The following is a 12,016-nucleotide window of genomic DNA, read 5'->3' on the forward strand; positions in this document are numbered from 1 at the left end:
ACCGGTCAGCTCGGGTTCCCCGCGTGGGTCAGGGTCTCCCAGGAGACGAAGTAGTTGTCGGTGCCGGAGGGCCGGTGGGACTCGGTGTAGGTCTTGGTGTTGGTCATCGCTGTCCCCATGCGGCCGTTCAGCGCGTTGTACCCCATCTCCGTCACCCGCCCGAGGCCCGGCTTCACCGTGCCGCCGCAGAGCCAGGACGGGACCGCCGTGCCGTTCTCGTACTTGGTGTGGAAGCCCAGCGCGTGCCGCAGCCGCTCGGAGACCTGGGGGTAGAGGTCCGCGCCCTGGATCCGGCTGGTCTCGGCGGTGTGGACGGCGGCGGCGAGGCCCCAGCCGGTGTGGCCGAAGTCCCGGCAGGTCTCCTGGGAGATGCCGTCGGCGAAGGTCGACTGGCCCTGCCAGTACTTCACGATCTCGTCGCGGGTGTCGATCGAGCTGTTCGGCGGCGGCTTCGGCGTGGAGCCGTCCGAGGCCAGGTAGATGTAGGCGGGGACCCGGCCGAGGTACGTCTTGACGGCCTTGTCGTAGGCCGCGCGGTCCTCCAGGTGGACCGCGATGCCGATCGCGGCCTCGGTCATGATGAGTTCCCAGTTGCCGTTCTTGGTCGCGGCGCCGTTGATGACCTCGGGCAGGTAGACGTTGCGCAGCATCGTCGCGAAGCGGCCGGAGTTGGCCCAGCCGCCGGTGTACGTGTGCTTGATGATCTCGGCGGCCCGGGGCCAGGAGGAGCCCGCCCAGCCGGTCTGGAGCGGGGCGTTGGAGTTGGTGTGGTCGGTGATCACGGCCGACCAGGCGTCCATGATCTCGATCGCCTTGCGGGCGTGCCGGTCGTCCCGGGTGATGTACCAGGCCAGCGCCTGCGTGTACGCGGCGACCGCGTCCTGCCGCTCGTCCGTGCAGCCGTTGTTCGGGTTGGAGGACGAACCGCACTCGACGATCGCGCGGGGCTTGGGCGCGCGGCTCAGGGAGGCGTACGGGCTCGCCGTCATCTGGTCGTACGCTGCCTTCCAGGGCTGCGCGCCCGCCTGCACCTTCGCGCGTACGAAGTCGAGTTGGGGTCGGGAGACGACGACGCCGGGGTGGGTGAAGGCCGCCGGGGCGGCGACCTTCACGGGAGCGTCCGCCTTCGCGGGCGCGGGCGCGGCTTCCGCCTGCGGCGGGCCTGCGACGGCCGTCGACGTGACGGTGACGGCGACGGCCGCCGTGAGGGCGAGGACCAGGGCTTTGAGGCGCATGTGGGGGGTGCCTTTCGTTCCTGTATGTGAACGCCGGGCGGAGGATTGAACTCCGCGTCGAGCGTGGAACTTAGGGACACCCCCATGGACACGTCAAGACCCTGGTCCGGACCAGCTCACCTCAGGAGCACCCCCGCACCCTCCCCCGTGCACTCCGTCGGCAGGGTCACCAGACCCAGCTCCGCCGCCGACGCGAGCAGCGGGTGGGCCGGAAGGACCCGGACCGTACAGCCGAAGCAGCCCGTGCGGTCCAGGACGAGCGAGCCCTCGTAGAGCTGCCTGCCCTCCAGGTCGGGGCCGCCCACCGGCTTCAGGGCGCAGATCCGGGTCTCCACGAGCGCGTCGTCCGGGGTGACCCGGCCGGCCACCGCCTGCACCTCCACGTCGTCCGGGCCCAGTTCGCCGAGCGCCACCCGGACCCGTACCGCCGTCGTCGCGCCCAGCTCCGCGTCGGCCAGGTCCTCGTCGAGCTCGCCGACCTCGATGTGGTCGAGGGCGACCTTCGGCCAGCCGCCCCGCACCCGGGACTTCCACGCCGCCAGCTCCCGCGCGGCCGCCGGGGCGAGCGCGCGGTGGGCCAGGGCGGCCGGGGCGTACAGCTTCTCGACGTACTCGCGCACCATGCGGTCGGCGAGCACCTTCGGGCCGAGGTCCCGCAGTGTCCTGCGGACCATCTCCGTCCAGCGGACCGGCACCCCGTCCGGGCCCCGGTCGTAGAAGCGGGGCGCGACCCGGCGCTCGATCAGCTCGTAGAGCGCGGCCGCCTCCAGGTCGTCGCGGCGCTCCTCGTCCGTCGCCGCCGCCCCGTCGGCCGTGGGGATCGCCCAGCCGAAGTCGGGCTCGAACCACTCGTCCCACCAGCCGTCGAGGACCGAGAGGTTGAGGCAGCCGTTGAGGGCGGCCTTCATCCCGCTGGTGCCGCAGGCCTCCAGCGGGCGCAGCGGGTTGTTGAGCCAGACGTCGCAGCCGGGGTACAGCTTGCGGGCCATGGCCATGCCGTAGTCGGGCAGGAAGACGATCCGGTGCCGCACCCGGGGATCGTCGGCGAACCGCACCAGCTCCTGCACCAGCCGCTTCCCGCCGTGGTCGGCCGGGTGCGCCTTGCCCGCCACCACGAGCTGCACGGGCCGCTCCGGGTGCAGCAGCAGCGCCCGCAGCCGGTCGGGGTCGCGCAGCATCAGCGTGAGCCGCTTGTACGAGGGGACCCGGCGCGCGAACCCGATGGTGAGCACGTCCGGGTCGAGGACCGAGTCGGTCCAGCCGAGTTCGGCGGCACCGGCCCCGCGCTGCCTCCAGGAGCCCCGCACCCGTTCCCGTACCTCGGTCACGAGCTGTTCGCGCAGGGTCCTGCGCAGCTCCCACAGCTCCCGGTCGTCCGCCCCCTCGGCCCGGCGGCCGACCTCGGGCGCGGTCCAGGTCGGCGCGTGGACGCCGTTGGTGATGGAGCCGATCGGCACCTCCTCCGGGTCGAAGCCCGCCCACAGGCCGCCGAACATCGCCCGGCTGACGGAGCCGTGGAGGGTGGAGACGCCGTTGGCCCGCTGGGCGAGGCGGAGGCCCATGGCGGCCATGTTGAAGAGCCCGGGTTCGCCGCCGAGCGGGGTCTCGTCGCCGAGGGCGAGGATCCGGCCGACGTCGACGCCGGGCAGCTCGCCGTCCTCGCCGAGATGGCGGGCGACGAGGCTGCGCTCGAAGCGGTCGATGCCCGCGGGGACGGGGGTGTGGGTGGTGAACACCGTCCCGGCCCGTACGGTCTCCAGGGCCGCGTCGAAGTCCAAGCCCGTACCAGCGAGTTCGCGGATGCGTTCGAGGCCGAGGAAGCCCGCGTGGCCCTCGTTGGAGTGGAAGACCTCCGGCGCCGGGGTGCCGGTGAGCCGGCAGTAGGTGCGGACGGCGCGGACGCCGCCGATGCCGAGCAGCATCTCCTGGAGCAGCCGGTGCTCGCTGCCGCCTCCGTACAGCCGGTCGGTGACCTCGCGCTCGGCCGGCGCGTTCCCCTCGACGTCGGAGTCGAGCATCAGCAGCGGTACGCGGCCGACCTGCGCGGTCCAGATGTGGGCGTGCAGGCCCCGGCCGCCGGGCAGCGCGAGGGTGACCCGGGCGGGCGTGCCGTCGCCCTCTCGGAGCAGGGTGACGGGCAGCTCGCCGGGGTCGAGGACGGGGTAGTGCTCCTGCTGCCAGCCCTCGCGCGAGAGCGACTGGCGGAAGTAGCCGTGCCGGTAGAGCAGGCCGACGCCGACGAGCGGGACGCCGAGGTCGCTCGCGGCCTTGAGGTGGTCGCCGGCGAGGATGCCGAGACCGCCGGAGTACTGGGGCAGGGCCGCCGCGACCCCGAACTCGGGTGAGAAGTACGCGACGCTCGCGGGCAGCCGCGCGCCCTGCCCCTGCTGCTCCTGGTACCAGCGGGGGGCGCGCAGATAGTGGTCGAGGTCCTCGGCCGCGGCGCGCAGCCGGGCCAGGAACTCCTGGTCGCCGGCGAGCGCGGCGAGCCGGGCGGCGGAGACGGAGCCGAGCAGCCGGACCGGGTCGAGGTCGTCGGCGCTGCGTTCGCCCGCGCGGCCGGCCTGGTCGGCGTGGTCGGGGTCGACGGAGCTGAAGAGCTCCCGTGTGGGGTCGTGCCACGACCAGCGCAGGTTCCGCGCCAGGTCGGTGAGGGGTCGAAGGGAGTCGGGGAGGACGGGACGCACGGTGAATCGACGGATTGCCTTCACGCGTTCCACCTTCGCAGGCGAGTACGGAGCGGAGCCGACGCACCACGCTGTGCAGTCGGTCTGTGCATCCACCGAAGGTAGGCCACCCCGCTCTCCCGGGCCACGGCGCGCGGGGGTGGTGCCGTGGCCCGGGAGGGGCGTCAGCGCGGCGCGCCGACCGGAAGTGCCGGGCCGCCGGGCTTCACTTCGTACGGTGAGCCCAGGTTGACGGTGGTCGGATCGGCGGCGCCGGTGGCGGCGTAGCGCTCGGCGATGTCGGCCAGTTCGGCGGCGGGGATCACCTGGTGGATGTCGGTGAAGCCGTGCGGGGCCCGCTGGTGCGCCAGGTCGATGACGACCTCGGGGCCGAGCCGTCGGCCCGCGCACTGGAGTTCGGTGGTGACGGGCCTGCGGGCCGCTTCGTAGGCGGCGAGGGCCTCTGCCGGGTCGCGATGGAGCGCGAGGGAGTGCGCGAGGGCGCGCGCGTCGAGGATGGACTGCGAGGCGCCGTTGGAGCCGATCGGGTACATGGCGTGGGCCGCGTCGCCGATGAGGGTGGTCCTGCCGTGGGTCCACCGGGCGAGCGGCTCGCGGTCGACCATGGGGTACTCGTGGGCGGCGGTGGCGGCCCGGAGCACGTCGGGGACGCTGATGCCGGCGAACTCCCAGCCCTCGTAATGGTGCAGGAACGATTCGACAGGGACCGGCCGGTTCCAGTCGCCGAGGTACCGGTCGTCCGTCTCGTCGGCGGGCCGGGCGAGCGCCCAGTTGACGAGGACCTCACGGAAGGGGCCCGAGGGCCCGCTCATCGGGTAGACGACGGCCTTCTGCCGGTCGTCGCCCGCGATGAGCATGAAGGTGCCGACGGACCGGGCGGGCAGCCGGGAGACGCCCCGCCAGATCAGCGTCCCGTTCCACGGCGGGGCGCCCTCCCTGGGGTTGAGCGCCGCCCGGACCGCCGAGCGGATGCCGTCGGCGCCGACGAGGACGTCCGGTTCGAGGGAGGCCCGGCCCCGGACGGCGCCGTCGCGGTGGACCAGCTGGATGCGGGGGCGGCCGTCGCGCAGCGGCTCCACGCCGGTCACCCGGACGCCGGTCACCAGGGCGGCGGCGCCGAGCCGTTCCCGTACCGCGTCGGCCAGGACCTGCTGGAGGTGGGCGCGGTGGACGGAGAGCTGGGGCCAGCGGTAGCCGGCGCCGAGGCCTCGGGGTTCGCGGGAGATCAGGCCGCCCGAGCGGTGGTAGTAGCGCAGTTCGCGGGTGCGCAGCGCCCCGGCTTCGAGGCGGGGCAGCAGGCCGAGGGCGTCCAGCTCGCGGACGGCGGGCGGCATCAGGTTGAGGCCCGCGCCGACGGACCGGCTCTCGCGGACGGACTCCACGACGGTGACCCGGTCGAATCCGGCGGCGTGCAGGGCGAGGGCCGCGGTGAGCCCGGCGATGCCGCCGCCCGCGACGACCACGTGGAGCAGCCCGCCGCCGGGGTACGGGGGTGGGAGGGTCATCGGATCCCCCCTCGCTGCGCGGCGGCGTGCGCGCCGTGACCGGGCGTCCCCAACGCGCCCTGCGCCGCGCGCCGTACCAGCGTGTCGTTGTCCCGGGTCAGGTCGAGTATCGAGCGCAGCAGCGCGACGGGCGCGCCGCCGCTGCCCTCCTCGTACAGCCGGACGTCCTCCGCGTAGGCCTTGCGGGCGATGCCGATGTGGCGGGCGCGGAAGGTCTTGAGGATCTTCAGGACCCGGCCGAGCGCGAGGGCGGAGGCGGCCAGTTGCGGGGGAAGCCGGTGGCCGCTCTCCCAGCTGACGGCGGCCGAGAGCTTGCTGACGGCGGACACCCCGCCGGCGTACCGGGCGTGGAAGGCGCGCCAGGACGGCAGGCTGTACTGGACGGACTCGGCGAGGAACGCGTCGTAGGCCGGGTCGGAGCGGTCGCACTGCCAGAGCGTCAGGTCGACCAGCCAGAGCGGGACCTGGGCGGCGGCCGGGCCGAGGTAGGCGCGCCCGTCGATCTCGACCTCCTCGAAGTACGGCCGCAGGGTCAGCGCGAAGTACTCCGGGCTGACGTGGGCGACGGTGAAGTCGATGGCGTCGACGATCGACTGGACGTGGTGGGCGGTGCGGTCGAGCGCGACCGCGAAGCCGGGGTCGTACGGTTCGAGCGTCGCGAGCCGCGCGCTGCTGTCGAGGGCGGCGACGAGGCCCGGGAACGCCATGCGGACGGCGTCCTGGAGCCGGGCCTCCATGGCGTCGCCGGTGTACATGCGCTGGCGCGGGCCGAGCGGGTTCCACGTCGTGTAGTGGTGGACGGTGTCGCGCGGCACCATGTCCGTGCGCCGGCCCAGGAGTTCGAGGATGGGGAGAACCTCGGGCACGGCGGCCACGGGCTGTACGCCGTGGCGTTTCAGCGAGCCGAGCAGGAGGCCGAGGTCGCGCATGGCCGCGAGCGCGTCGATCACGCTCCACTCCGCGGCCAGTTCGCGGTCCGGGACGAGGGCCCGCAGGGCTACGGTCAGCGCGGCCGCGTCGCCGCGCTCGTTCATCCCCGGCACCGCCGCCAGCAGTGCGTCGGCGCCGAGCGGGTCGGCGGCGCGTATGTCGGCTATGCGGTAACGCGGGTCGCCGCGTTCCTCCAGCCGTGGCGCGACAAGGTCGTACAGGGCCAACGGAATGCCCCCTCCGGTTCGGGGCTCGTTCGCCTCCGGGCGCCTCGCGCGGACGTCGTCGGTCGCTCGCGCGCGGGCCCCTCGTTCCTCGGGACCTGCGCGCGGTCTTCCGGTGCGACACCCACGACGCCCTTCGGCTCACTCGCCGGGTCTACGTGGTCACCGTGCTCACCGTGGTTCGGTCACGCGTCCCGGGCGTGGCGGCGCCGGGGTCGGCGTGGGCAGGCGCAAGCGTAGGGAGATCACCGCGGCGACGGCGGCGAAGGCCCCGCCGACGAGCAGAGCGGCCCGGAAGCCGTCGGTCTGGGCGGCCGCGGTGGCCGATTCGGTACGGGTGGTGGCGACGGCCACCAGGACGGCGAGGCCCAGCACGGAACCGAACTGCTGGGCGGTGTTGACGAGTCCGGAGGCGAGTCCGGTCTCTTCGGGGGCCGCGTCGGCGGTGGCCGCCACGTTGGTGGTGACCATGACCAGCGGCAGGGCCGCGCCGAGGAGCAGGCTGGGCGCGAGGACGGTGGTGAGGAACGTGCCGTCGGAGCGGAGCGCCAGGGCGAGCCACACCGTCCCGGCACTGAGCAGCACGAATCCGAGGGTCATGGTCCGGGTCAGCCCGAGCCGGAAGATGATCCGGCCGGCCTGCGGGGCGACCGCGACGACGACCAGGGAGAGCGGCAGCAGACCGAGGCCGCCGCCGAGGGGCGCGTACCCGAGGACGCTCTGCAGATAGAGGCTCACCAGGAAGAACATCGGGAACAGCGTCATCTGGGCGAGGGCGCTGAGGACGTTGGCGAGCCGGAGCGCGGGGCGGGCGAGGACGGCGGGCGGCACGAGGGGCCGGCGGGTCCGGGTCTCGACGACGGCGAACACGGCGAGGAGCAGCAGCCCTGCGCCGCCCGAGCCGAGGGTCTGCGCGGAGACCCAGCCCTGCCCGGCGGCGCCGACGAGGGCGTACGCGACGAGGGCGAGCCCCGCGGTGACGGTGAGGGCGCCGGCGAGGTCGAAGCGGTCGCCGTCCTCGGGCGGTGTCGTACGCCCGTCCAGGAGCCGCAGCACGAGGGCGCCGAGGAGCAGTGCGGCGAGGACGTTGAGCCAGAGGGTGGAGCGCCAGCCGAGGAGGTCGGTGAGGACGCCGCCGAGCACGGTGCCCAGGACACCGCCCAGGCCACCCATCGCGGCGAAGGCGGCGAGCGCCTTGTGCCGCGCGGGCCCGTCGGGGAAGAGGACGAGCAGCAGGGCGAAGGCGGCGGCCGCGGCGAACGCGGCCCCGACGCCCTGCGCGGCCCGGGCGGCGACCAGGACACCCGCGTGCGGCGCGAGGCCGCCGAGCGCCGAGGCGGCGGCGAGCAGCCCCAGCCCGGCGAGGAACACGCTGCGGTGGCCCAGCAGATCGGCGGCGCGGCCGCCGAGCAGCAACAGGCCGCCGAAGGCGATCAGATACGCGTTGGCCACCCAGGACAGATCGGCGGACCCCGCCCCGAGGTCCTCCCCTATCGAGGGCAGCGCGACGTTGACGATCGCGGTGTCGAGGATCAGCAGGAGCTGGGTGGCGGCGAGCAGCGGGAGGGCGCCGCGGGGGACGCGGTCCGCCTTCACGCTGCGGCCCCCACGGAAAGGCAGTACGAGACGGCCGGGCGCCGATGCCAGCCGGGATCCGGCTCACCTCGCGCGGGCATGCGAGTCGCGGACATCCGACACGCCGTCACTTCTTCGTGCCCAGGTCGTACCCGTCCAGGCAGGTGCGCGCCAGGCTCTCGCAGGCATCGGCGGCGCCCGCCCAGGTCTGCATCGTCAGATAGACGTACGGGGCGCCCTGGTAGAAGCGCTCGTACTGCTCGTGGCGGCCCGCGAACTCCGAACCGAGCGCGTCCCAGGCCAGCTTGAGCAGCTTGAGCCGGTCCTCGGCCGGGTCGCCGGGCGTACGGACGTACCGCTGGATCAGCGGACCGAGCTCGGGATGGAGCAGCTCGCGCCCGCTGGCCGGGGTCTGCAGGAGGGCGCCACCGGCGAGCAGCTTGATGTCGGCCACGGCCCGCGGATAGATCTCCCCGGCCATGATGCGCTGCGCGAAGGAGATCTCCTGCCCGGGCCGCACCCCACCGCGCCCGCCGGCGACCGGCTCCCAGGACGCCTCCGCGCCGAGGACGAACGCCTTGGCCTGGGCGACCATGCCGAGAAGGCGTCCGATGGCCTGGGTGACCTGCGGGACCTTGTCCGTGCCGTTCGAGCGGGCGAGGAGGATGGCGAGACCGGTGAGGAACTCCAGCTTGGTCCAGAAGCGGGTCGAGGACTGGTGCGTGAAGTTCAGATAGGCGGGCGTCGCCCACCAGATGGCACCGGTGGCGGCCACGTCCCGGTAGGTCAGCACGCGCTCCCAAGGCACGAACACGTCCTCGCAGACGAGTAACGCGTCGTTCTCGTCGTACCGCGAGGAGAGCGGCGCGTCGAAGACGGACCGGGCGTTGCCTTCGTACGAGGTACGGGAGACGAGCTTGAGACCGGGAGTGTCGACCGCCACGGAGAAGGTCACGGCCCGGTCGACGGCCTCGGCCGGAAGCGGCTCGATGGTCCCCACCAGGATCTCGTCGGCGAAGACGGCCCCGGTGCCGATGGTCTTGGCCCCCCGCACGACGATCCCGCCGTCACGCTCGCCCACGACCCGCACGCCCTCGCAGGCGGGATCGGTGATGGTGAAGGCGCCGTACAACCCGCCCTCGGCGAGCCGCCGATGGTAGGCGAGCGCGTTCTCGGAGCCGTCGAAGCCGTCGGTGGTGAACACCTCGGACGCGGCGGCGAACCCGGCGGCACCGGAGGCCATGTAGTCGGGGGTCCGCCCGAGGAACCCGTAACTCGCCTCCGCCCACACCTTGTACGCCGACCGACGGGCGACCAGGTCCTCATAGGAACGGGGTATCGCGTACGCCCGGTGCACCCCGCCCGAGACGAGCGCCGGGCTGTGCGCCGAGTCGTGGGCGAGGTCGAAGAGCCCGGCGAAGGAGGCCGCGGTGGCCCGGAAGGCGGGGTGCGCGGTGACGTCCTTGATCTGCTCCCCGTCGAGCCAGACCTCGCGCCCGTCACGCAGCGCCTCCAGATACTCCTGCCCGGACCTCGTCACGGTGGTATCGCCTCTCCTCGTACGTCACGGCTGACTGCCGGTCCCGAGCCTTCATGGCCGGTACGCACAAGGCAATGAACGTCCGTCCAGCTGTCCTTAAGAACCGGCCAGCCTCCGTGCGTTCACGCGGCATTTGTACGGATCAGGCGGCGTGGCACATGCCCGCTCGGTACTCCCCCGGTGTCATCCCGAACCATTTCCTGAACGCCAAGTGGAATCCGACCGCGCTCTGGTAGCCGACCCGGGAGGGGACGGCGGACTGTGGGAGGGAGGTCTCGGAGAGCAGGCGGGCGGCCTCCTGCATGCGGCGGGAGGTGAGGTGGCGGGCCGGGGACTCGCCGACGAGTTCGCGGAAGGCGGCCGTGAACGCCGAGCGGGACATGCCGACCTCGCGGGCGAGCGAGTCGATGGTCCACGGCTGGGCGAACCGGGTCGCGATCATCACCACCGCCTGACTGATCCCGGGATGCCGGAGCAGCGGCAGCGAGGTCGGGTTGTCGGCGAGCTCGCGTAACAGCGGGCGGAGCGCGAGGACGAGGGCCATCTCGAAGGCGCGCAGGGTGATGAGCCGGTCCCCGGGCCCGACCGGGCGGTCCGGGGCGGCGAGCAGCCGCAGGGTGTCGCGGAGCAGCGGCTCGCGGTCGACCTGGGCGCCGTCGAGGACGAGCGCCCAGGGCAGCGAGGTGTAGAGCCCGCTCGCCGCGCTGGCGTCGTAGTGGAGACCGGCGCACAGCAGCCGGCTCACCGGGCCGGTGCCGTCGATGCGGATCTCGCCCGAGGTGCCCGGCTTGCGTTCGGGCAGGACGGCTCTGAGCGGCACGCCCTGCCGGTCGGGCCGGTCGGAGAGCCGGTGGGCGCTGCCGGTGGGGAAGACGATCAGGTCGCCCGCGTTCAGCTCCAGTGGCGGGTGGCCGTCGCCGGTGATCCAGCAGCCGCCCTCGACGATGTAGTGGAGCACGGCACAGCTCTGCTCGGCGTCCCCCTCGATGGCCCAGGGTGCGCGGACGTGCCAGCGGCTGTCGAAGACGCCGGTGAGCCGCAGCGGTTTGAGCAGTTCGCTCAGGAGGTCCTCGGCCTCGTCTTCCTCACGCCGGTCGTCACGGTCGGTTGCCACGGTGTCCATGGACGATCCTTCAACTTCCGCCCCGGTTTGTTAATTGAACGGTGTGAGCCGCCGCCGCCAGCCTGAGAGAGACGTCACGGCAGCCGCCACCCCACCCTACCGAAGGGCCTCCACGACACATGTCCAGTCAGATACCGATGCGGGTAGCGGTCGTCGGCGCGACCGGATTCCAGGGCGGCGCGATCGCGCGTCTGCTCGTCGAGCGGCACCACCGGGTGCGGACGCTCACCCGGCGCCCCTCGGGCGACCGGCCGCCGCTGCCCGGCGCCCTGTTCGTGGCGGGCAACCTGGCCAGACCCGCCGACGTGCGGCGGCTCTTCGAGGGGACGACGCACGGGGTGGTGACGCTGCCGCTGGTGTACGAGCCCGAGCGGATCCGCGCCTACGCGCGGAACGTGGCCTTCGCGGCCCTCGCGGCCGGAACCGTACGCCTGGTCCTCAACGCCAACACCCGGGTCCCGCAGGGCCCGACCTCGGTGGCCGCGTTCGAGACCCGGCGGATCGCCGAGGAGGAGCTGCGCAGCAGCGGCGTCCCGCTGGTCGTCGTACGGCCGCCGGTCTATCTGGACAACCTGTTCTCGCCGTGGAACGGGCCGGCCCTGGTGAACGAGGGCGTCCTCGCCTACCCGCTGCCCGCGTCCACGCCGACGGCCTGGCTCTCGCACCGGGACCTGGCGGAGGCGGTGCACGCGGCGCTGACCGGCGAGGGCCTGGAGGGCCGTACGTTCGACATCGGCGGGGCCCGGTCGCTGACGGGCGACGAGCTGGCGGCCGCGTTCAGCCGCGGCCTCGGCCGCGCGGTGCGGTACACGCAGCTGGCGCCGGAGGTGTTCGAGCGCGGGCTCGGCCAGCTGCTCGGCCCGGAGACGGCGGCGGGCGTCGCGGGGATCTACCACTACATGGCGACGGGCGCCGACCCGCTGCTGCTCGCGGCCGACGACGGGGTCTCGGCGGACGTGCTCGGGGTGCGGGCTGCCCCCGTGGAGGAGTGGGTGACCCGCCAGCCGTGGCAGGTGTGGTCCGGCGACGCGGAGGAGCAGTCGCCCTCGGCCCAGGGCTGACCTTCCGCCGCAAGAAGAGAACCGGCCTCGTCCCCTTCAGGGACGGGGCCGGTTTCCCGTGTCGGGGCGCTTGCCCGCGCGACTACGCCCGAGTAGTTAACAAAGCGCCGGATTGCCCACCCGAAGTGGGTGGAAG

At 73.5% G+C, this 12,016-nt stretch carries 8 protein-coding genes; 1 reads left to right on the forward strand and 7 read right to left on the reverse strand.

Translation table 11 applies throughout. The features are described 5' to 3' along the window. Positions 1–5: 5 nt before the first annotated feature. The 7 genes from ACFWRO_RS11965 to ACFWRO_RS11995 all read right to left on the reverse strand — a co-directional run bounded on the left by ACFWRO_RS11965 (position 6) and on the right by ACFWRO_RS11995 (position 10,819). Positions 6–1,235, reverse strand: a complete 1,230-nt coding sequence (locus ACFWRO_RS11965; RefSeq protein WP_384508046.1) for an alginate lyase family protein — start codon at positions 1,233–1,235, stop codon at positions 6–8. Between the two features lie 116 nt (positions 1,236–1,351). Then, on the reverse strand, positions 1,352–3,946 hold the full coding sequence (gene glgP, locus ACFWRO_RS11970; protein WP_384508049.1) for an alpha-glucan family phosphorylase: 2,595 nt from the start codon (positions 3,944–3,946) through the stop codon (positions 1,352–1,354). Between the two features lie 140 nt (positions 3,947–4,086). Then, positions 4,087–5,427, reverse strand: a complete 1,341-nt coding sequence (locus ACFWRO_RS11975) for an FAD-dependent monooxygenase (RefSeq protein ID WP_384508052.1) — start codon at positions 5,425–5,427, stop codon at positions 4,087–4,089. Next, complete coding sequence (locus tag ACFWRO_RS11980) at positions 5,424–6,584, reverse strand: monodechloroaminopyrrolnitrin synthase PrnB family protein (RefSeq protein WP_384508055.1); 1,161 nt, start codon at positions 6,582–6,584, stop codon at positions 5,424–5,426. The genes ACFWRO_RS11975 and ACFWRO_RS11980 overlap by 4 nt, the downstream gene beginning before the upstream one ends. Before the next feature lie 168 nt (positions 6,585–6,752). After that, the gene (locus tag ACFWRO_RS11985) at positions 6,753–8,177 is read right to left on the reverse strand and encodes an MFS transporter (RefSeq protein ID WP_384508058.1); all 1,425 of its coding nucleotides are present in this window, start codon (positions 8,175–8,177) and stop codon (positions 6,753–6,755) included. Between the two features lie 106 nt (positions 8,178–8,283). Next, positions 8,284–9,696, reverse strand: a complete 1,413-nt coding sequence (locus tag ACFWRO_RS11990; RefSeq protein ID WP_384508060.1) for a 4-hydroxyphenylacetate 3-hydroxylase family protein — start codon at positions 9,694–9,696, stop codon at positions 8,284–8,286. A gap of 142 nt (positions 9,697–9,838) precedes the next feature. Next, a complete protein-coding gene (locus ACFWRO_RS11995) occupies positions 9,839–10,819 on the reverse strand; it encodes an AraC family transcriptional regulator (RefSeq protein ID WP_384508063.1) in 981 nt (326 codons plus the stop codon). A gap of 119 nt (positions 10,820–10,938) precedes the next feature. Here ACFWRO_RS11995 and ACFWRO_RS12000 point away from each other — a divergent pair, with 119 nt between their 5' ends. After that, a complete protein-coding gene (locus ACFWRO_RS12000) occupies positions 10,939–11,880 on the forward strand; it encodes an SDR family oxidoreductase (RefSeq protein WP_384508066.1) in 942 nt (313 codons plus the stop codon). Positions 11,881–12,016: the final 136 nt, after the last annotated feature.

Origin of the sequence: Streptomyces sp. NPDC058579 (genome assembly GCF_042718575.1) — a bacterium.
In the GTDB taxonomy this organism is placed as follows: Bacteria; Actinomycetota; Actinomycetes; order Streptomycetales; family Streptomycetaceae; genus Streptomyces.

Excerpts from the sequence above, each read along its gene's own strand:
- ACFWRO_RS11965 (WP_384508046.1), bottom strand. The coding sequence starts at position 1,235 with ATGCGCCTCAAAGCCCTGGTCCTCGCCCTCACGGCGGCCGTCGCCGTC.
- ACFWRO_RS11975 (WP_384508052.1), bottom strand. The coding sequence starts at position 5,427 with ATGACCCTCCCACCCCCGTACCCCGGCGGCGGGCTGCTCCACGTGGTC.
- ACFWRO_RS11995 (WP_384508063.1), bottom strand. The coding sequence starts at position 10,819 with ATGGACACCGTGGCAACCGACCGTGACGACCGGCGTGAGGAAGACGAG.
- ACFWRO_RS12000 (WP_384508066.1), top strand. The coding sequence starts at position 10,939 with ATGTCCAGTCAGATACCGATGCGGGTAGCGGTCGTCGGCGCGACCGGA.